The organism is Cupriavidus numazuensis, assembly GCF_905397435.1.
GTDB lineage: Bacteria > Pseudomonadota > Gammaproteobacteria > Burkholderiales > Burkholderiaceae > Cupriavidus > Cupriavidus numazuensis.
Map to the genome: position 1 here is coordinate 21,659 of NZ_CAJPVI010000041.1, position 19,881 is coordinate 41,539.

Genomic DNA, 19,881 nt, shown 5'->3' on the forward strand with positions numbered 1-19,881 from the left:
CGCATCAGAGCAGTCCGCGCAATTGGTTGCGCAGGCGCGTAATGGCCTGCCCGCGGATCTGGCACACGCGCGATTCGGTCACGTCGAGCACCGCGCCGATTTCGCGCAGATTGAGTTCCTGGTCATAGCACAGCGACAGCACCAGCTTTTCGCGCTCGGGCAGGCGCTCGATGGCGCGGATCAATGCCGCGCGCATGCCGTTTTCCATGAGCTGCGTGAGCGGGTTGCCGTCTTCGCTGCCGCCAAGGTGGCGATCGAGGAAGTCCTCTTCGCCGGAGCGCTCGAAATCTTCATAGTGCAGCAGCTGGCAGCCATAGACCTCGTTGAGCAAGGTCTGGTATTCGTCCAGCGCCATCTCCAGTTCCTGCGCGACTTCGGAATCAAGCGGCGCACGGCCCAGCTTCTGCTCGAGACCGCGCTGCGTGCGTTCGATACGGCGCGTGAACTGCCGCAGGCTGCGCGACTGCCAGTCGTTGGCGCGCACCTCGTCGAGCATGGCGCCGCGGATACGCTGGCTGGCGTAGGTTTCGAACCGCGCGCCATGGGTGTCCTCATAGCGCTTGGCCGCGTCGAGCAGGCCGATCATGCCGGCCTGGATCAGGTCGTCGATCTGCACGCTGGCCGGCAGCTTGGCCGCCAGTTGCAGTGCGATGCGGCGCACGAGCTGCGCGTGGGTCTTGACCACATCGGCCTGTTCGAGCTTTCCCTGGATCGTGTACATGGTGGAATTCTCGTGAATGCTTGCTTGCAGAACCTGCCCGTCTTTGCGGGCCGGCGGCTCAGGGTCTTCGTCAGTTTCGAAAAGTCACGGCATCAGGCCGCCACGGCAGCGTGCGCAGCCGATGCAGCCGGCTCGGCACGCAATGGCCATGCGCCGATGCCGCTGGCAATGCGGCGCAATCCGGTCGTCGCGGGCGCTGCGGGGTAGGCTTCCACCGCGCACCGTCCAAGCTCCACGCTGCGCGTGACCAGCGGGTCCGCCGGCAACCAGCCGGCACAGCCGATCTCGACGCCCAGATACTGCCGCCCCGTGCGCGCCAGGTTCCCGGTGATCGCCTGAACGGTGGTTTCATTGGCCGCCATGTTGACCACCAGATGGAAATCCCGGCAAGCGTACAGATGGTGCAGCCGCTTGATGCAGGCATATGCCGCGGTAATAGACGCCAGTTCCGGCCGCATCACCACGAGCACATTGTGTGCGGCCCCCGCCAGCGGTGAGAGCGCGCCGTCGCCGTCCGTGGCGGCATCGACCAGCACCGTGCGAAATCCCGACAGCGGATCCGCGGATGGCGCGCCGTGCTGCTGTGCCTTGCCTGCCGGCAGCACCACGACGGCACTGGCCGGGCGCGCGCCGAGCGCGGTCTCCAGCGTCATGCGGCCGGCCAGCACGTCGGCAAGCGTGCCGGCTGGTTCTGCGCCCGACAGGCGCACCGCATGGCCCGCGTTGTCCTCATCGGCGAGCAGCACGCGTTCGCCTTGCATCGCCAGCGCATGGGACAGGCCCAATGCGATCGTGGTCGCACCGGCACCGCGCTCGCTGGCCACCACCGCAATGCGGCGCGTGACGCGCGGCGCCAGCATGCGTCGCAGGCTTTCAGCCTGGTCCATCGCCAGCGCGCTCACGACACGACTCCCGGCGCGATGAGTTGGGGAAGTCCTGCCGCCACATCCGCTTGCGCTTGCACGGCCGGCTTCACGGACTCGGCGGCCTCGACGGCCGGGCGGCCCGGATAGTTTTCGAGTACATCGAGCAAAGCCAGCAGGCGCCCCATGCCTTCATTCAGCACCGAACCCGGCACCGCTGCGCCGCCGGGCTGTCGCGCAGCCGTGCGGCCGGCAAGGCGAGCCAGGAAGGCCGGCGCAGTGGCCGTGGGCGCATGTTCGAGGCGCAGCACCGTCAGACCGAGCTGAAGCGCGGCCAGACTGCCGCCAGCGGCGCTGGCGCTTTCGCCATCCTGCGCGAAATGATCGAGCGCGTGGCGCAGCGTGCGGAACTGCGCTTCAGCGTTGTCCGCCCACAGCGCCCAGCGCGCCGCGTGCGCGGCCTGGCCTGACAACTGCGGGTCGCACAGCAGGTAGCGCGTATCGAGCAGTTCGCCCGACGCGTGATCGACCATTCTTGCAATCACAAGATGGGCGTCGATGCCGCCTTCCGGTGCACCGCGGCCACGCACAGGGCCTTCCGGCACGCGGACATCTGCGGTGGCGAGCCACTGCACGGCTTCGCGGCCACGTACGGTGAACTCGCCCATGGCGTGGAACGTGAGCGTTTCGGCAAGGGCATCCAGCTTCCACGCAGTGCCGCCGCTGATCACGCGCGCCGTCTTGCGTGTGGCAGCGACCCAGCGCTCGCCGGACTGCTGCCAGCGCGCCAGCGTGGCGCCGGCCGGCAGCGCATCCAGCATATGCACGACGGGCCGCGCCGCGCCAAGGGTGGCGCGCAGCGTGGCGGCCTCGGCATCGGCGTCGCCCATGGCCTGGCCGGCACGCCCGGCAGGCGTGACCGTGGCCGCCAGCGGCATGCCATTGCGGTCGCCGAGCCACAGCGTATGCAGCATCGACTGCGGCGCACGGCGTCCCGGCACTGGCACCTGCAGCGTGGCCGTCAGCGACAGCACGAAGTGCTCGCATTCGCGGTTCACGTCGCGGCAAACCGCTTCGCGCACCTGCTGCGCCATCGGCCGCAGTGCGGACGTATCGGCCGTGCGCTGCTGCCAGAGCTGGCGCGCCAGGTCGAAGCCATGCTGCGCGGCATTGAGTTCATTTACGCACTGGCCCAGCGCGTCCGCGCTGTCGGTCAGCGACCGCAGCACATCGTCGGCGCCGCCCTGGCGGCCCGGCGCCTCGTCGAGGGTGCCGGCCTGGCGCCGTGCAGCATCTGCATCGGCAAACACCGAGCCACGGCGCGGCGTCAGGAAGGCACGCTCGACCAGCGAGGCGCCTTGCGCAAGCTCCAGGTGTTCCGGCACGCGCTGTCCGGTGGACACGTAGAACACAGGCAGGCGATGGCGAATCACGACGTCGAGCACGGAGCCCAGATGCGTGGCTTCGTCGAGCTTGCTGATGATGCAGCCATCGACGCCACCGCCTTCCGGTACCGCGTCATGGCGGTAAGCATGCACCACTTCATTGAGCGTATCGCCGTGGCTGGCACCGTTGAGCAGCAGCACGCGCTGCACCGGCGCCTGCACACCAGCGAGCATGGCGATCTGCTCCGACAGATTGCGGTCACGCTGACTCATGCCGACGGTGTCGATGATCACCAGGTGCTTGTCTTTCATCGCCGCGAGCGCGAAGCGCAGGTCGGCCGCATCCTTCACCGCGTGCACGGGCACGCCGAGAATATCGCCATAGATGCGCAGCTGTTCATGCGCGCCGATACGGAAGCTGTCGGTAGTCAGCAGTGCAAGACGCTCCGGGCCGTGCCGCAGCACGTAGCGCGCCGCCAGCTTGGCTGTCGTGGTGGTCTTGCCCACGCCCGTCGGACCGATCAGCGCCAGCACGCCGCCCTGGTCGAACAGTGTGTCTTCGTTGTCGAGTACGGGCACCTTGCTGGCCAGCTCGCCACGAATCCACGTCATGGCAGCGGGACGGTCGTAGCCCACCGGCAGCCGCGCCAGCAGCGTGCGCGAAAGCTGTGCCGAGAAGCCGGCCCCGACCATCCACGCGAACAGCGATTCCCGCAGCGGATCACCATTGGAAACCGCGCCAGCGGCCGCGGCGGGGGCCAGCCCGGCCAATTGCCGTTCGAACATGGCACGCATGGACTGCAGTTCGCCGCGCAGGTCGTCGATGGCAGCCGGCTCGGGCGCGGCCACGACCGGCTCGGGCGCCACGTAGACCTGCGCGCCGGCCGATGCGGCGCTCAGGTCGGTGTCGCGCATGGCGACGATCTCCACGCCGCCATCGATGGTCCGGTTGGACAGCACCACGGCGTCGGGGCCCATGGCCTCGCGCACCTTGCGCATGGCTTCACGGCCATTGGCCGCCACGAATTTCGCTACGCTCATCTTGCGTTCCTCACGCACCGATCATTGCGGTAATGCGGATATTGCGGTTGTCCGGCACTTCGGCATGGGACAACACCCTCAGCTGCGGCATGGTGCGACGCAGGAAGCGCGCCATCAGCGGGCGCAGTTGCGACGGCACCAGCAACACCGGATCCAGGCCCATCTGCTCCTGGCGGCTCACGGCGCCCTGCGTCTGCTGCAGCAGCGCATCGGCCAGGCCCGGCTCGATACCGCCGCCATTGGTCAGCGCCTGCGACAGCACGCGCTCCAGGCCTGCATCGAGGCCGATCACCTGCAGGTCGGCACCATTGGGGAACAGCTGCTGCGTGATCGCGCGGCCCAGCGCCTGGCGCACCAGCGCGGTCAGCTCGTTCGGATCGCTGATCTTCGGCGCATGCTCGGCGAGCACATCCAGGATGGTGCGCATGTCGCGGATCGGCACGCCTTCGTCCAGCAGGTTCTGCAGGATCTTCTGCAGCGCCGTCAGCGAGATGGTCTTGGGCACCAGGTCCTCGGTCAGCTTGGGCGCTTCCTTGGCGATGCGATCGATCAGCATCTGCACTTCCTGGCGGCCCAGCAGTTCGGCGGCGTGCATGTGGATCAGATGGTTCAGGTGCGTGGCGACCACCGTGCTCGCATCCACCACGGTGTAGCCGAACGCCTGCGCCTGCTCCTTCATGCCGGCATCGATCCACACGGCTTCCAGGCCGAAGGCCGGGTCACGCGTGGCGGTGCCCGGCAGCGTGCCGCTGACCTGGCCGGGGTTGATCGCCATCCACTGTCCGGGCATGGCCTCGCCACGCCCGATCTCGACGCCCTTGAGCGTGATGCGGTACGCATTGGGCTTCAGTTCCAGGTTGTCGCGGATATGCACGACGGGCACCAGGAAGCCGATTTCCTGCGCCACCTTCTTGCGGATGCTCTTGATGCGGCCCAGTAGTTCGCCGTCCTGCGCGCGGTCCACCAGCGTGATCAGTCGATAGCCCACTTCCATGCCGAGCGGGTCCACCAGCGTGACGTCGTCCCAGCTCGCTTCGGTCGATTCCTGCGCTGCGGCGGGCGCGCGCTCCTCGCGCTGCTTGGTCTGCTGCGCGGTGGCCTCGCGGCGCGTCAGGTAGCGTCCCAGCCAGATCAGGCTGCCCGCCAGCACCAGGAATGCGAAATGCGGCATGCCCGGGATGATGCCCATCATGCCGATGATGCCGGCGGTCAGGTACAGCACGCGCGGGTTGGCGAAAAGCTGGCCCGTGAGTTGCTCGCCGACGTCCTGCTCGTTCGACACGCGCGACACGATCACACCGGCCGCGGTCGAGATCACCAGCGCCGGAATCTGCGCGACCAGGCCATCGCCAATGGTCAGCAGCGTGTAGTTGTGCACGGCGGTGCCAAAGTCCAGGTCGTGCTGGACCATGCCGACCACCATGCCGGCGGCGACGTTGATGAACATGATCAGCAGGCCGGCGACGGCATCGCCGCGCACGAACTTGCTGGCACCGTCCATGGCGCCGTAGAAGTCGGATTCCTGCGCCACTTCGGCGCGGCGCTTCTTGGCCTGCTCTTCATTGATCAGGCCGGCGTTCAGGTCGGCGTCGATCGACATCTGCTTGCCGGGCATGGAGTCCAGCATGAAACGCGCGCCCACTTCGGCGATACGGCCCGCACCCTTGGTAATCACCATGAAGTTGATCACCACCAGGATCGCGAACACCACGATACCGACGGCGAAGTTGCCGCCGACCAGGAAGTGGCCGAACGCCTCGATCACCTTGCCGGCCGCGTCCGGGCCGGTATGGCCTTCGAGCAGCACCACGCGCGTGGACGCCACGTTGAGCGACAGGCGCAACAGTGTGGTGAACAGCAGCACTGCCGGGAACGCCGCGAAATCGAGCGGCTTCTGCGTGTACATGCTGACCAGCAGCACCATGATGGCCAGCGCGATATTGAACGTGAACAGCAGGTCCAGCACGAACGCCGGCAGGGGCAGGACCATCATGCCGAGGATCATGACGATCAGCAGCGGCCCGGTCATTGCCTTGAGCTGGCCCGCATCGCGCAGGCCCGGCAGTTTCATCAGGGAGTTCAGAGCGTTCATGCGCGGCTTTCCGGAACGGCGAGTTCATCCGGCACCAGGAGATCGCTAGGCGCCGACGGCTGCGGGCCTTGCGAGTAGTGCCAGTGTTTCAGTTGATAGACCCAGGCCAGGACTTCAGCCACGGCGGTATAGAGGCCGGCCGGGATTTCCTGGCCCAGGTCCACATGGCGGTGCAGCGCGCGCGCCAGCGGCGGCGCGGACATCAGCGGAATGCGGTGTTCGGCAGCGAGTTCGCGGATGCGCGCTGCCACTTCATCGGTACCCTTTGCAATCACGCGCGGTGCGCTCATGCGGCCTTCCTCGTAGCGCAGCGCCACGGCGAAGTGGGTCGGGTTGGTCACCACGACATCGGCCTTGGGCACCTCCTGCATCATCCGGCGCCGCGCCATGGCGCGCTGCTGCTGGCGGATGCGGCCCTTGATGTGCGGATCGCCTTCGCTTTCCTTGAATTCCTGCTTGACCTCTTCCTTGCTCATGCGCAGCTTCTTGAAGTGCTCCCAGAACTGCCAGGGCACATCGATGGCCGCAACCAGCAGCAGAGAGAGCACCACGGGCACGCAGCAGCGCAGCACCATGTCGAGCAGATGCAGCAAGGCTTCCTGGACCGGCGCGTTCATCAGCGCGATTGCGTCGGGCAGCCGGTGCCACACGACCCAGGCGCCGACGCTGCCGACCAGCAGCGACTTGGCGATGGCCTTGACCAGTTCCGCGAGGGAATGTACGGAGAACATCCGGCCCAGGCCGGACATCGGCGACATGCGGCCGAAATTCGGCATCAGCGCCTTGGTCGAGAACGTCCAGCCGCCCATCAGCAGCGGCGCGGCCACCGCGGCCACGCCGAACAGCAGCAGCAGCGGCATGAACGCGAGCAGGCTTTCCCAGATCACGTTGGCGAAACGCGACAGCATGCGCGACGTGTCGAAGGCGGTGGCCGGCTCGAAGCGCAGCGACTGCCGCATGACCGTGTCCAGCGTGCGGCCGATCGTGCCACCGAGCGTCCACAGGCCGATCACGCCGGTCATCAGCATGATGAACGTGGCGAGTTCGCGCGAGCGAACGACCTGCCCCTCCTCGCGCGCCTTTTCCAGGCGCCGGGGTGAGGCGGGTTCGGTCTTCTCGAGATCGCTTTCGTCGGACATCCACGCTCCGGTGACAGGACAGTCAGGCAGGCAAAGGCCGCCATGGGTCAGCGAGGATTATCGAAGCGCGCCCGGACGGGCATTAAGCGGAAAAGGCGGGGGATTTCGGTGCTGTTTGGAAAATGAGCACCGGCAGGGAGTTAACGGCACCTGGCGGCACCGACTTTAGGGCAGGAATGGAGAGAGCGGCACCGGAAGGGCCGCCTGGCAACTACCGGGCTCCCCTCTTCCACGTGATGGAAGAGGGGAGAAACCGGAAGAAGCCGCTCAGAAGCCCAGGCTGGCGAGCAGGTCGTCGACCTGCGACTGGTCGGAAACCACGTCCGCCTTGCCTTCCGGGTTGATCTGCGGGCCGTTGAGCAGCGTTGCGGCTTGCGCTTCGGAGCGTCGCTCGCTAGGCACGTTCTCGATCAGGACCTGCAGCAGCTCATGCTCGAGCGTGCGGATCATGTCCATCATCTTCTTGATGACCTGCCCGGTCAGATCCTGGAAGTCCTGGGCCATCATGATGTCCAGCAGGTGGCTGCCAGTGGCGCGGGCCTGCTTCGGCACCTCGGTCAGGAATTCGCGCGTGTCGAGCACCAGGGCACGGGCATCGCCGAGCTCCACCGGCGTCTCGAACCACGCGTCCCAGCGCTTGTCCAGCGCTTCGGCCTGCTGTTCAAGACCGGACTGGATCGGCTGCGCCAGTTCCACGGCATTGAGCGTACGCTCCGCCGCTTGTTCCGTCATGGCCGCAATGTAGTTCAGGCGGTCGCGCGCATCCGGAATAGCCTGGGCGGCGCGCTCGATTTCCTTGTCCAGGCCGAGCTCGCGCATGTTGTCGCGCAGCATCCGCGTCAGGTTGCCGATGCGGGTGATCAGTTGCTCTGCGGAATCGTGGGGAAGAGTCGCAGTCATGGGACGCTCCTTGGCTTCAGCCGCCCAGCTTCTCGAAGATCTTGGTGATCTTCTCGTCCAGCGTGGCAGCGGTGAACGGCTTGACCACATAGCCGTTGGCGCCGGCCTGTGCGGCGGCAATGATGTTTTCCTTCTTGGCCTCGGCCGTCACCATCAGCACCGGGGTCTTGCCGATCGCGGCGTCGGCGCGGATCGCCTGCAGCATGCTCAGGCCGTCCATATTGGGCATGTTCCAGTCCGAGATCACGAACTGGAAGCTGCCGTCCTTGGCCTTCTCCAGGCCGGCGGCGCCATCCTCGGCTTCGTCGACATTGTTGAAGCCCAGTTCCTTGAGCAGGTTGCGGATGATCCGACGCATGGTCGGGAAGTCGTCGACCACGAGGATCTTGATGTTCTTGTCCACTTTGAAGGCTCCGGTAGATGCAGTTGTGGAATGTCGTTTGGTTTTCAGGCCCGCCCCGCCGGGGACAAGCCTCGGACCTGTTGTCTCAGACCCGTTGCGCGCGGGTCCCGTAAGTGGCCAGGCGCGCCATCACGCGCTGGGTCATCGAGTGCAGGGGCACTACTTCATGCACGCCGCCGGCGGCAATCGCCTCCTTCGGCATGCCAAACACGATGCAGGTACTTTCGTCCTGCGCCAGGTTATAGGCACCGGCCTCGCGCATGCGCAGCATGCCCTTGGCACCGTCCTTGCCCATACCGGTCAGGATCACCCCGATCACGTTCTTGCCGCCATGCTCGGCGGCAGAATCGAACAGCACGTCCACCGACGGACGATGGCGGTTGACCGGCGCTTCCTGCGACAGGTGCGCCACGTAGTTGGCGCCGCTGCGCGCCAGGCGCAGGTGCGAGTCGCCGGGGGCGATGTAGGCATAGCCGGGCAGCACGCGTTCGCCGTGCTCCGCTTCCTTCACCGTGATGCGGCACAGCCCGTCGAGCCGCTGTGCGAACGAGCGCGTAAAGCCGGCCGGCATATGCTGCACGATCAGCACGGCGGGGCTGTCCGGCGGCAGCGGCATCAGGAAGTCCTTGATCGCTTCCGTGCCGCCCGTCGACGCGCCCAGGATGATCAGCTTCTCGGTCGACAGCAGCGGGCTGCGCAGCATCGGCGTGGCCGGCGTGCCGGACGCGGCCTGCGGTGCCTGGCGCACGCGCGCGCGCGATGCGGCGCGGATCTTGTCCGCGATGGTGTCGGTGTACTCCATCAGGCCGTCGCGGATGCCGAGCTTGGGCTTGGTGACGAAGTCGACCGCGCCCAACTCCAGCGCACGCATGGTGATCTCGGAACCGCGCTCGGTCAGCGACGACACCATCAACACGGGCATCGGGCGCAGCCGCATCAGCCGCTCGAGGAAATCGAGCCCGTCCATGCGCGGCATTTCGACGTCGAGCGTCAGCACGTCGGGGTTCAGCTGCTTGATCATCTCGCGCGCGACGAGCGGATCGGGCGCAGTCCCAACCACCTCCATGTCGGGCTGGCTGTTGATGATCTCCGTCATCAGGCTGCGGATCAGCGCGGAATCATCCACGCACAACACCTTGATCTTCGCGGCAGTCATAGTCGTTCTGCTTTCGATTTGTTCAGGATGACGTCCGGGACGCCGAAGCGCGCGTGAACAGCTCGCCACCACGCGCCGGCGCCGTGCCGGACGTGGCGATGGCGCGCGCCAGCGCGCGCTCGTCGCGCTCCACCGACACCTGGTCGTCCTGGCGCGTCAGGCGGCGCACCAGTGCCAGGCCGGTGATCGGGAAATAGCTCACGCGGCGCGCATGCGGGCCGCGCAGGTCCTGCGCCGCCACGCGGATTTCCTCGGTCTTCAGATAGCGCAGCACGAAGTCCGCGTTGCGGTCGCCAATGTTCAGCGTGGTCATGTTGGCAAGCACCGCGCCGCCACCGAAGACCTTGGCCTCAAGCCGTTCGCGCCGCGCACCCATCTTGAGCAGCTCGTTGATCAGCACTTCGAGCGCATAGCAGCCGTAGCGCATCGACGCGGACAGCATGCGGTCCGCGGTGCCGCCCTCATCATCCGGCAGCATGAAGTGGTTCATGCCGCCCACGCCGGCCTTCTCGTCGCGGATGCACGCCGCCACGCAAGACCCGAGCACGGTCGTCAGCACCACGTCCTCGCCGGTCACGTAGTACTCGTTGGGCAGCAGCTTGATGGCCTGGCGCTCGAACTCGCGGTCGAAATACTTGCGCGTCGCAATGGCTTCGGGAAGATGAGGCGTACGCATCAGGCCCGTCCCGCACGTGCGGCGTCGGGCGCCAGTTCGTAAACGGTCTGCCCGCGCAGCTGGAACGCGCGCGTGACGTACGAGAAGTTCTCCGAATGGCCCGCGAACAGCAGGCCGCCCGGCTTGAGCAGCGGTGCGAAACGCTCGAGGATGCGGCCCTGCGTCGGCTTGTCGAAGTAGATCATCACGTTGCGGCAGAAGATCACGTCGAAGCGGTCCCGGATGCCCCAGTCGGGCGCGAGCAGGTTGAGCGGCTCGAACGCAATGGTCGATGCAAGGTCCGGCTTGACCTTGACCGCACCGGCGCGCTGTCCCGTACCTTTCAGGAAGAAGCGCTTGAGCCTTTCCTGCGACAGGCGTGCGACCTGCTCCTCCGTGTACACCCCCGCCCGCGCCTTGGCCAGTACCTGCGTGTCGATATCGGTGGCCAGCACCGTCGCGCCGCGGTCTCCAAGCGCCTCGGCGAGCGTGATGGCGATCGAGTACGGCTCTTCGCCGGTCGATGCCGCGCAGCACCAGACGTTGTAGGGCCGGCCGGTCTTCTTGGCGTGCTCGGCCAGCAAGGGGAAGTGATGCGCCTCGCGGAAGAACGACGTCAGGTTGGTCGTCAGCGAGTTGGTGAAGTATTCCCACTCGGACGATGTGTCATCCGCTTCGAGGATGGCAAGGTAGCTCGCGAAATCGGTCAGCTGCAGCGCGCGCAGTCTGCGGGCCAGGCGCGAATACACCATCTCGCGCTTGTGGCTGCCCAGCGAAATGCCCGCGCGGCGATGGATCAGCGCACGGATCTTCTCGAAGTCGCGCTCCGTCAGCAGGAAGTCGCGCGACTCGTCGCGCCGCAGGGCAGCAGACGCCGCGCTGGCGGCGGCCATGCCCTGGGCAAAGCTGGCGGCGTTACGGTTGGGCGTCATGGGTTCGCGTGGCAATACGGGTAATGCGGCAAGGTGCGGATCGTGCGTCGGCCGCTCAGGCGGCCTCGGCCTCGATCAGCTCCATCTCGGGGCTGGTGATCAGGCGCTCGATGTCGATCAGCACCAGCATGCGGCCTTCGACCGTGGCCAGGCCCGTCACGTGCTCGGTGGACACCGACACGCCAAACTCCGGTGCCGGCTTGATCGCTTCGCCGGTCAGCGTGAGCACGTCGGACACGCCGTCCACGACGATGCCGACCACGCGACCCGCCACGTTCAGGATGATCACGACGGTCTGGTGGTCGTAGCGCACGTTGCCCAGGCGGAACTTCAGCCGCAGGTCGACGATGGGCACGATCACGCCGCGCAGGTTGGTCACGCCCTTCATGAAGTCCGGCGCGCTGGCAATGCGCGTCACGGTCTCGTAGCTGCGGATCTCCTGCACCTTGAGGATATCGATGCCGTATTCCTCCGTCCCCAGCGTGAAGACCAGGAACTCCTGGCCCGAAGCTTCGCTTCCGGGGGTATCGATCTGTCCGATGCCGGCCATGATGTCTAGTTCTCCTTTGGTTGGACGATTACAGCGCCAGCGTCGTTTCTTGCCGGCGCACGCCGGTGCGCTGCAGCGCACCGACATCGACAATCAGCGCCACGCTGCCGTCGCCGAGAATGGTGGCGGCGGAAATGCATGGCACCTTGCGGTAGTTGGTTTCCAGGTTCTTCAGCACGACCTGGTGCTGGCCGATGAGCTGGTCCACCAGCAGCGCGAAACGCTTGCCCTCGGCCTGCAGAATCACGGCGATGCCCTGGGTCGGCTCCTGCAGCGCATCGGCCACGTTGAAGACGCGGTGCATCTCGAGCAGCGGCAGGTACTCGCCGCGCACGTGCATGACGCGGTCGGCGTTGGCTGCGGTATGGATGTCCTCGGACTTCGGCTGCAGCGACTCCATCACGCAGTTCAGCGGCAGGATGAAGGTTTCCTCGCCGACCTTCACCGACATGCCGTCGAGAATCGCCAGCGTCAGCGGCAGCACGATGCGGATCGTGGTGCCCAGGCCCGGACGGCAGCTGATCTCGACATGGCCACCCATCTCCTGGATGTTCCGCTTGACCACGTCCATACCCACGCCGCGGCCTGAGACATCGGTCACTACTTCCGCCGTGGAGAAGCCCGGCGCGAAAATCAGTTGCCAGACTTCTTCATCGCTGATGTTCTCGGACACCGGCAGGCCGTTCTGGATGGCCTTGGCGAGAATGCGCTCGCGGTTCAGGCCACCGCCGTCGTCGCTGACCTCGATCACGATATTGCCGCCATGGTGCTGCGCGGACAGGATCAGCTGGCCAGTCGGCTCCTTGCCTGCGGCAACGCGCTTTTCCGGCGTCTCGATGCCATGGTCCAGGCTGTTGCGCACCAGGTGGGTCAGCGGGTCGATGATGCGTTCGATCAGGCTCTTGTCGAGTTCGGTCGCCTTGCCGAACGTCACCAGGTCGATCTGCTTGCCGAGCTTGCTGGCCAGGTCGCGCACCAGGCGCGGGAAGCGCGAGAACACATAGTCCATCGGCATCATGCGGATGGACATCACGGCTTCCTGCAAGTCGCGCGCATTGCGTTCGAGCTGGCCCATGCCGGAGAACAGGCGGTCGAACAGCACGGGGTCGAGCGACGATGCGGTCTGCGCCAGCATCGATTGCGTGATGACGAGTTCGCCGACCAGGTTGATGATCTGGTCGACCTTCTCGGTCGGCACGCGGATCGAGCCCGATTCCTGGTTGTGGGCGGCCGCAGCGGCTGGCTTGGCCTTCTCCTTGGCAGCGGGTGCGGGCGTGGCGGCTGCCGGTGCGGCCGCAACCGGCGCTGGCGCCGGCGCGGCGACAGGCACTTCGGCCGGTGCAGCGGCCGGTGCCGATGCGCCGGCTGCCTCGACCACGATCTGGTCGGCATCGATCACGAAGCAGCAGACGGCAATGATGTCGTCGGCGCTGCACTGGCTGTTGAGCCAGATCGTTAGTTCGCCGTTTTCTTCCTGCTGCCCGGTGATCTCGCCAAGGTTTGCAAGCTCTTCGCGTAGCAATGCCTGGTCGGAGGCGGACACCTTGATCAGGCGGACCTTGAGGCCACTGCCGGCAGCAGGCGCCGCAGCGGGCGCGGCTACGGGTGCCGGCGCGGCAGCCGGTGCCGGAGCGGATCCGCCGGCCGTGCCATTCGCCTCCTGAGCAAGCTGCTGCAGCACGGCGCAGATGCGCACCAGTGTTTCCTGATCGGGTTCGGTGCCGTTGCGGTAGGCGTTGAGCTGATCTTGCAACACGTCCTTGGTTTCCAGAAAGGTGTCGATGATGGTCCGGGACAGCGCCAGTTCCTGGCGGCGCGTACGGTCCAGCAGATTCTCGAAGATGTGCGTGGTTTCGGTCAGTGCCGCAAACCCGAAGGTCGCCGCCCCGCCCTTGATGGAGTGCGCGGCACGGAAGATCGCGTTGAGGTCTTCCGGGTCGGGCGACTCGATGTCCAGGCCGAGCAGCAACTGCTCCATTTCAACGAGCAGTTCTTCCGCCTCTTCAAAGAAGGTCTGGTAAAACTGTGTGATATCGATATCGACAGACATTGGCGTCCTGACTCACTAAGTTACTGCGCTAAGCATCGCCGCCATGCCCGGCGGCCACGCATCATTCTGTCTTTGCCTTCGGCGCCGGCGGTGCTGCCGGTGCCGATGCGGCGAGCCCTTCCTGCATCGCGCCCGCGACCTTGCCGGCCTGTGCCTTCACCGTGACATCTGCGGCGCTCGCGTTTTCCGCTTCGAACTGGGCCTGCGCCCTCTGGTTCAGCACCACGATGCTGATGCGCCGGTTCACCGGCGCCAGCAGGTCTCCCTTGTCCAGCGGCATGGTGGCCGCCAGGCCCAGCACGCGCAGCACCTTGCCTTCCTGCATACCGCCGGCGATCAGCTCGCGGCGCGATGCGTTGGCACGGTCGCTCGACAGTTCCCAGTTGCTGTACGTGCGCTCGCCGTTGGAGTAGTTCGCCGAGTCGGTATGGCCGGACAGGCTGACCTTGTTGGGCAACTCGTTGAGCACGGGGCCGATCTCGCGCAGGATCGCGCGCATATACGTTTCCACCTCTGCACGGCCGGTACGGAACATCGGGCGGTTCTGCGTATCGAGGATCTGGATGCGCAGGCCTTCGCTGGTGATATCGAGCAGCAGTTGCGGGCGGAACTGCTTGAGCATCGGGTTGTTCTCGATGATCTGCTCAAGCCGGTTCTTCAGCGCGCGCAAACGCTGGGCCTCCTGAAGCTCGCTGCGGCGTTGCTCGGCGGACGGATCTTTGTCGTGCGCGCGCATGACTTCGCCGTCCTTGCGCATCACGTCCATGCCGCCGCCGGGAATCACGCTGGGCGTCTGGCTGCTCTTCTCGCCGCCGACCACGGCGACCTTCAGCGGCATGCGGAAATACTCGGCAATGCCTTCGAGGGTCTTCTTGTTGGCGCTGGACAACAGCCACAGCACCAGGAAGAGCGCCATCATCGCCGTCATGAAGTCGGCGTACGCGATCTTCCAGCTATGGTTGCCGTGCGGTTTGGCGTGCGACTTCGCCCTGCGGACGATGATCGGACGCATATCGTTTGCGCTGCTCATGACGTTGGCTCGGCAGGATCAGCTCAGGCTCTTGACTTCGCGGACATGGTCGTCCAACTCGAGGAACGACGGCCGCACCGTGGAGTACAGCACCTTGCGGCCGAACTCGACGGCCACCAGCGGTGCATAACCGTTGAGCGAGGCAAGCAGGACCACCTTGATGCATTCGTAGACCTTGACGTTCTCCGACACCTGAAGCTCGATGCGTGCAGCCAGCGGCGAGACAAAGCCGTAGGCCAGCAGAATGCCCAGGAACGTACCGACCATGGCGTGCGCGATCAGCGCGCCCAGTTCTGCCGGCGGCAGGTCGGCCGAAGCCAGTGCATGCACCACGCCCATCACCGCGGCGACGATGCCGAAAGCCGGCAGTGCGTCACCGACGCGCGACAGCGCATGGGCAGGGATTTCGGCTTCGTGGCGGAAGGTTTCGATCTCGTGGTCCATCAGGGCCTCGATTTCGAACGCGTTCATGTTGCCGTTGACCATCATGCGCAGGTAGTCCGTGAGGAACTCCATCACGACCGGGTCGGACAGGATGCGCGGATACTGGCTGAACACGCTGCTCGCGGCGGGATCGGCGATTTCCTTTTCGAGGAACAGGATGCCTTCGCGGCGTGCCTTGGACAGCAGCACGTACAGCAGCGACATGACGTCGAGGTACAGCTCCTTCTTGTACTTGGAGCTCTTGAACAGGCCCGGCAGCGCCTTGAGCGTTGCCTTGAGGGCCTTGGTGGTATTGGTGGCGATGAAGGCACCGGCGGCAGCGCCACCGATGATCACAAGTTCCGCCGGTTGATACAGCGCGCCCATGTGGCCGCCGGTCATGGCATAACCGCCAAGCACCGCCGCTACCACGACGATATAGCCAAGAACTACTAGCACGATCGGATCCCCGTCAAAAAAGCGCGTCAGTCACGCACGATTGCCCGTTGCACGGGCGGACAGGGATGATCCGGTCCACCAGTGCTGCGCAGCTTGCCAGCCTGGCGGACCTCAACCAGGATCAGGCTTCGGTCTGCAAGGCGGCGGCGTTCTTCGAGGGCTTCTTCACCTTCCCGGCACGCGAGGGCGGACGGCACAGGCTGCACACGAAATTCGCGTGCGGCTCATAGGCGTGCGTCACGAACTGTCCACCGCAACACGTGCAGCTGGACAGCTGCAGCATATTGCTCTCGAAGAACCGTACTAACGTCCAGGCACGGGTGAAACTTAAGACTATTTCGCCGCCGAGCAACGAAACATGCTCGAGATACAGACGGTAAGCGGCCACTATGGCGCGAATACCCACGGTTTCGCCCTCTTGCACCATGAACTGGTACGCAGAGAAGAACAGCGACGAATGGATATTCGGCAGCCAGGTCGTGAACCAGTCTGTCGAGAACGGGAGCATGCCCTTGGGCGGCGACACGCCCCGCAGCTCCTTGTAGAGACGGATCAGCCGGTCGCGCGAGAGCGTGGTCTCGGCCTCAAGCACCTGCAGGCGCGCACCCAGGCCGATCAGCTCGATGGCGAGCTGGGTCTGGTTGGCATCCTGGAGTACGCTCTTGCGGCTTGGAACGGGCGCGGTGGTAACGCTGCGCGCCGAAGGGGCCTGCAGGAGCGCGGTCAATTGAGCGACTCCACAGGCTGACGGGCAAGCAGGATCGCAGCGTGCATCTGCTGCATATCGTGGTTCTTGGCCGTGTGAGTGAGCGTGGACAGAAGCGCGTGGTCGTCAAATCGGAACCTGCACAGCACCATGTTCGATGCCGCGAGCTTCACGAGTTGCGCCGAGGTCAGCTTGGCGAGAATGTCGGCAATTTCCTTGCTGACACCAAGCCTGAACATGGCTTCTACCTGATTTTCCCGCACCAAGCGCTGGGCGAGCAGAAGATAGGCGAGGTTAACCTCCCTGATCTCCTGGAGAACTTCACTGCTTTCCAATTTTTCCCCGCTACCAAAAACCTGCCTTGCGCTTGTCCGGCGCTTACCGGCGGCCCAGTAGGGGGCATCCGGCGACCAGATCGTTTACATGCGTGTCAGGCAGGTACTACGTACGACAATAGGAACTTCAGCCCGGTCGCACTTACTTCTTCGTACCGACTCGTTACAAGTGTTACAGAGTGTAAGTGAAACTGTTACGTTTATATCGGCAATCCGCCCGCAATGCCAATCCCTACTTACGCGGGGGAAACCCCAATGTCGCACGGAAGATACATGGCTGCACGAATTTTGTAACAAAACGAGCGTGCAACAATTGATGTAACGCAATAGAGGAACGCGTAAGTCATTGCATGCGCTGACTATCACCCACTACCGGGATTCCACTATTGACGAATTGGAATGTGACGAATTGAACAATCGCCTGAGCCAGGCAGCCAATCGTGCGAACACATCGTCCGGGGCGTCCTGGAACAAGTGTGGCCGTGCCCGGGCAGCTTGTTCGAGCACGCGGTTGGCTTCTTCAAGCTGGATAGACCCGTATTGCAGCGCCAGCGTCAACGTAGCGCGAAGTTCCCCGACGCGCGACCGGCCCAGCGTTTCGTTGTCCTCGGTCTGCAACGCATACATCAGGTCATACGCGCGCTGCCGCAGGCTTTCCGCGAGCACCCAGGCCGGCGTTCGCATGCGCTCCTCCAGCACGCGTACATCTTCGGCCGACGCGGCAACCTGAGACGCCAGGGCGTCAGTGAACGCTGCATCCGCCCCGCATTCGGCCAACACCTGGGCGGCCCATTCGCGTGCGTGCTCGAAGCGCTGTTGCGGGCTCCAGTCGGACTGCACGGCGAGGCCGAAGCCAAAGCGCCGCGCATCGCGCATCAGCGACGACAAGGCGTTGGGAAGCTGCTTGTCGAACACCTTGCGCGCCCAGCCGTATTCACCGCTGGCCAGCAACCGCATGACGGCGCGCTCAGTCAGCGGACCATCATGCTGGAGCAGCCGCGCGCGCAGGAAGTCGTTGAAGTCAGGCGGCAGGAAGTCCTTGTCGAAACCCGTCGACAGGCTGACGAAGTCGTCGAACTCCCGGCGCAGCCTGGCCACGTCGTCTGGCGACAAGGCCAGGGTGATGTTGGTATTCATGGCATCGAAGGCGAAGGCGGGCGGCAGGCCGTTGCAACCGATTGCCGCCCGCCGGGGCTCAGAACGCGCTCCAGTCCCCGTTGTCCGCGGCGGCGAGAGCTGCCGGGCGCGGTAGCGCACGGGCCGTCGCTGCCGGCTGGCTCGTCGGCTCTGCGGCATCTGCAGCCGGTGCAGCGGCGCTTTCGGCCCGGGCGGGCTTGCGCGCCGAGGCGAGTGCGGCCTTGCCGGTCGGGCGGACCGTGGAACGAGCCGCGGCAGGCCGCTCGAAGCGGGCCGAAGCTACCGAGCCATCCGCTGCCAGACGGAACGTGGCGACCACCGTCTGCAGGCGACCGGCCTGGTCCTGGAGCGAGCCCGCGGCGGCTGCAGCCTGCTCGACCAGTGCCGCGTTCTGCTGCGTCGCCTCGTCCATCTGCGCCACGGCCTGGTTCACCTGTTCGATGCCCGAGCTCTGCTCGGCCGAGGCTGCGCTGATCTCGCCCATGATGTCCGTCACGCGCCGCACCGCCTGCACGATCTCGTCCATCGTCGTGCCGGCCTGGCCCACCAGCGCCGTGCCGTTGTCCACGCGCGCCACCGTGTCGCCGATCAGGCCCTTGATCTCCTTAGCCGCATTCGCGCTGCGCTGTGCAAGGCTGCGCACCTCGCCTGCCACCACCGCAAAACCACGGCCCTGCTCACCCGCACGCGCGGCTTCCACCGCCGCGTTCAGCGCCAGGATGTTGGTCTGGAACGCAATGCCTTCGATCACGCCGATGATGTCCACGATCTTGCGCGACGCTTCGTTGATCTCTTCCATTGTGTTCACCACGCGGCCAACCACCTCGCCGCCGCGCACCGCGGTGTCCGACGCATTCGCCGCCAGGCCGCTCGCCTGACGCGCGTTGTCCGCGTTCTGGCGCACCGTGCTGGTCAGCTCTTCCATGCTCGAAGCGGTCTCTTCCAGCGACGCCGCCTGCTGCTCGGTGCGCTGCGACAGGTCATTGTTGCCCGCCGCAATCTCGCGCGATGCCGTGGCGATCGATTCCGCCGACTCCTTGAAATCGCGCACCATGCCCGAAAGCTGCTGCTGCATCTGCTTCATGGCGTGGACCAGGCTGTCGCGGTCGCCGGTACGCGTCTTCACTTCGGCGGAGAAATCGCCATCGGCAATGCGCGCAGCAATGGCCACGGCGTAGCCGGGCTCGCCGCCGAGCTGGCGCGACAGCGCGCGCGCAAGGAAGGCGCCAAGCAGCACCGACAGCGCCAGGCCGCCGAGCACGAGGCCGAGCATCCACAGGCGCGTGCTCGTGTAGACGCTGCGCGCTTCTTCCATGTTGGAGCGCGCGCGGTCATCGCGGCGCTTCACCATCTTGGCCATGATCGCTTCAAGCGCATGGCTGTCCTTGAGCAGGTCTGCGCTCTCGCTGAACACGCTGCTTTCGAACTGCGAGGTATCGAGCGGCTGCTTGCTCACGAGTTCCGTGTACTTGCCCATGCGTTCGCGGAACGCCGGCACCAGCGTCTGGTATTGCTTGACCAGCGCTTTGCCCTCGGGCTGCTCGAACATGTCGGCCACCTGCTTCACGCGCTCGTCCATGGCGGCGAGCGACTTGGTGATCTGCTCCTTCTCGGTGGAGCGCTCGCCCATGGTCGATGCCGACAACAGCGCGATCTGCGCACGGCTGGCATAGACGAGGTTGATATTGGCGTCCTGCACCGCCTTCAGGGCCTGCAAGTCGTTGTTGTAGATCTTGCCGGTCCAGTCGGCCATGCGCCCCATATTGACGACGCCGAGCAGCCCCATGAAGGCACCGATCACAGCGACCACCAGGAACCCGCCAACCAGCCGGGTCGTAACCCGCAGTTGATTGAACCAATGCATAGAAATCCCCCTTGTAACGAATGATCCGGGTACGCCCCGT

At 65.4% G+C, this 19,881-nt stretch carries 18 protein-coding genes; all 18 read right to left on the minus strand.

The genetic code is table 11. From position 1 onward, the window contains the following. Positions 1 to 4: 4 nt before the first annotated feature. Positions 5 to 721, minus strand: a complete 717-nt coding sequence (locus KHO41_RS27700; protein ID WP_211956450.1) for an RNA polymerase sigma factor FliA — start codon at positions 719 to 721, stop codon at positions 5 to 7. A gap of 92 nt (positions 722 to 813) precedes the next feature. Then, positions 814 to 1,608 (minus strand): MinD/ParA family ATP-binding protein, encoded by a 795-nt coding sequence (locus tag KHO41_RS27705; protein ID WP_211956507.1) that lies wholly within the window; start codon positions 1,606 to 1,608, stop codon positions 814 to 816. 11 nt (positions 1,609 to 1,619) lie between these two features. After that, complete coding sequence (flhF, locus tag KHO41_RS27710; protein WP_211956451.1) at positions 1,620 to 4,010, minus strand: flagellar biosynthesis protein FlhF; 2,391 nt, start codon at positions 4,008 to 4,010, stop codon at positions 1,620 to 1,622. A 10-nt stretch (positions 4,011 to 4,020) separates the two neighbouring features. Next, positions 4,021 to 6,102 carry a flagellar biosynthesis protein FlhA gene (gene flhA / locus KHO41_RS27715; RefSeq protein WP_211956452.1) on the minus strand — a complete coding sequence of 694 codons (2,082 nt, stop codon included), beginning with the start codon at positions 6,100 to 6,102 and terminating at the stop codon, positions 4,021 to 4,023. After that, on the minus strand, positions 6,099 to 7,241 hold the full coding sequence (gene flhB / locus KHO41_RS27720; protein ID WP_211956453.1) for a flagellar biosynthesis protein FlhB: 1,143 nt from the start codon (positions 7,239 to 7,241) through the stop codon (positions 6,099 to 6,101). Before flhB ends, flhA begins: the two co-directional genes overlap by 4 nt. 267 nt (positions 7,242 to 7,508) lie before the next feature. After that, complete coding sequence (cheZ, locus tag KHO41_RS27725; RefSeq protein WP_211956454.1) at positions 7,509 to 8,141, minus strand: protein phosphatase CheZ; 633 nt, start codon at positions 8,139 to 8,141, stop codon at positions 7,509 to 7,511. A gap of 16 nt (positions 8,142 to 8,157) precedes the next feature. After that, positions 8,158 to 8,544: a chemotaxis response regulator CheY gene (cheY, locus tag KHO41_RS27730; RefSeq protein ID WP_211956455.1), complete on the minus strand. Its 387-nt coding sequence runs from the start codon at positions 8,542 to 8,544 to the stop codon at positions 8,158 to 8,160. A gap of 85 nt (positions 8,545 to 8,629) precedes the next feature. Beyond that, entirely contained in the window at positions 8,630 to 9,700 is a 1,071-nt protein-coding gene (locus KHO41_RS27735) for a protein-glutamate methylesterase/protein-glutamine glutaminase (protein WP_011301720.1), read from the minus strand. 22 nt (positions 9,701 to 9,722) lie between these two features. Continuing rightward, positions 9,723 to 10,376, minus strand: a complete 654-nt coding sequence (gene cheD, locus KHO41_RS27740) for a chemoreceptor glutamine deamidase CheD (RefSeq protein WP_211956456.1) — start codon at positions 10,374 to 10,376, stop codon at positions 9,723 to 9,725. Then, the gene (locus KHO41_RS27745) at positions 10,376 to 11,287 is read right to left on the minus strand and encodes a CheR family methyltransferase (protein ID WP_211956457.1); all 912 of its coding nucleotides are present in this window, start codon (positions 11,285 to 11,287) and stop codon (positions 10,376 to 10,378) included. The genes cheD and KHO41_RS27745 overlap by 1 nt, the downstream gene beginning before the upstream one ends. Positions 11,288 to 11,342: 55 nt before the next feature. Continuing rightward, positions 11,343 to 11,837 (minus strand): chemotaxis protein CheW, encoded by a 495-nt coding sequence (locus tag KHO41_RS27750; RefSeq protein ID WP_211956458.1) that lies wholly within the window; start codon positions 11,835 to 11,837, stop codon positions 11,343 to 11,345. 28 nt (positions 11,838 to 11,865) lie between these two features. After that, entirely contained in the window at positions 11,866 to 13,887 is a 2,022-nt protein-coding gene (gene cheA, locus KHO41_RS27755) for a chemotaxis protein CheA (RefSeq protein WP_211956459.1), read from the minus strand. Positions 13,888 to 13,948: 61 nt separating this feature from the next. Then, a complete protein-coding gene (gene motB, locus KHO41_RS27760; RefSeq protein ID WP_211956460.1) occupies positions 13,949 to 14,917 on the minus strand; it encodes a flagellar motor protein MotB in 969 nt (322 codons plus the stop codon). 18 nt (positions 14,918 to 14,935) lie between these two features. After that, on the minus strand, positions 14,936 to 15,799 hold the full coding sequence (gene motA, locus KHO41_RS27765) for a flagellar motor stator protein MotA (protein WP_011301714.1): 864 nt from the start codon (positions 15,797 to 15,799) through the stop codon (positions 14,936 to 14,938). 121 nt (positions 15,800 to 15,920) lie between these two features. Beyond that, positions 15,921 to 16,526 carry a flagellar transcriptional regulator FlhC gene (gene flhC, locus KHO41_RS27770; RefSeq protein WP_211956461.1) on the minus strand — a complete coding sequence of 202 codons (606 nt, stop codon included), beginning with the start codon at positions 16,524 to 16,526 and terminating at the stop codon, positions 15,921 to 15,923. After that, the gene (gene flhD / locus KHO41_RS27775; protein ID WP_011301712.1) at positions 16,523 to 16,840 is read right to left on the minus strand and encodes a flagellar transcriptional regulator FlhD; all 318 of its coding nucleotides are present in this window, start codon (positions 16,838 to 16,840) and stop codon (positions 16,523 to 16,525) included. The genes flhC and flhD overlap by 4 nt, the downstream gene beginning before the upstream one ends. 369 nt (positions 16,841 to 17,209) lie before the next feature. After that, on the minus strand, positions 17,210 to 17,977 hold the full coding sequence (locus KHO41_RS27780; protein ID WP_211956462.1) for a DUF4088 family protein: 768 nt from the start codon (positions 17,975 to 17,977) through the stop codon (positions 17,210 to 17,212). Positions 17,978 to 18,035: 58 nt separating this feature from the next. After that, positions 18,036 to 19,841, minus strand: a complete 1,806-nt coding sequence (locus KHO41_RS27785; RefSeq protein ID WP_211956463.1) for a methyl-accepting chemotaxis protein — start codon at positions 19,839 to 19,841, stop codon at positions 18,036 to 18,038. Between the last annotated feature and the right edge of the window lie 40 nt (positions 19,842 to 19,881).

Excerpts from the sequence above, each read along its gene's own strand:
- KHO41_RS27700 (WP_211956450.1), bottom strand. The coding sequence starts at position 721 with ATGTACACGATCCAGGGAAAGCTCGAACAGGCCGATGTGGTCAAGACC.
- KHO41_RS27705 (WP_211956507.1), bottom strand. The coding sequence starts at position 1,608 with ATGGACCAGGCTGAAAGCCTGCGACGCATGCTGGCGCCGCGCGTCACG.
- flhF (WP_211956451.1), bottom strand. The coding sequence starts at position 4,010 with ATGAGCGTAGCGAAATTCGTGGCGGCCAATGGCCGTGAAGCCATGCGC.
- flhA (WP_211956452.1), bottom strand. The coding sequence starts at position 6,102 with ATGAACGCTCTGAACTCCCTGATGAAACTGCCGGGCCTGCGCGATGCG.
- flhB (WP_211956453.1), bottom strand. The coding sequence starts at position 7,241 with ATGTCCGACGAAAGCGATCTCGAGAAGACCGAACCCGCCTCACCCCGG.
- cheZ (WP_211956454.1), bottom strand. The coding sequence starts at position 8,141 with ATGACTGCGACTCTTCCCCACGATTCCGCAGAGCAACTGATCACCCGC.
- KHO41_RS27735 (WP_011301720.1), bottom strand. The coding sequence starts at position 9,700 with ATGACTGCCGCGAAGATCAAGGTGTTGTGCGTGGATGATTCCGCGCTG.
- cheD (WP_211956456.1), bottom strand. The coding sequence starts at position 10,376 with ATGCGTACGCCTCATCTTCCCGAAGCCATTGCGACGCGCAAGTATTTC.
- KHO41_RS27745 (WP_211956457.1), bottom strand. The coding sequence starts at position 11,287 with ATGACGCCCAACCGTAACGCCGCCAGCTTTGCCCAGGGCATGGCCGCC.
- KHO41_RS27750 (WP_211956458.1), bottom strand. The coding sequence starts at position 11,837 with ATGGCCGGCATCGGACAGATCGATACCCCCGGAAGCGAAGCTTCGGGC.
- cheA (WP_211956459.1), bottom strand. The coding sequence starts at position 13,887 with ATGTCTGTCGATATCGATATCACACAGTTTTACCAGACCTTCTTTGAA.
- motB (WP_211956460.1), bottom strand. The coding sequence starts at position 14,917 with ATGAGCAGCGCAAACGATATGCGTCCGATCATCGTCCGCAGGGCGAAG.
- KHO41_RS27780 (WP_211956462.1), bottom strand. The coding sequence starts at position 17,977 with ATGAATACCAACATCACCCTGGCCTTGTCGCCAGACGACGTGGCCAGG.
- KHO41_RS27785 (WP_211956463.1), bottom strand. The coding sequence starts at position 19,841 with ATGCATTGGTTCAATCAACTGCGGGTTACGACCCGGCTGGTTGGCGGG.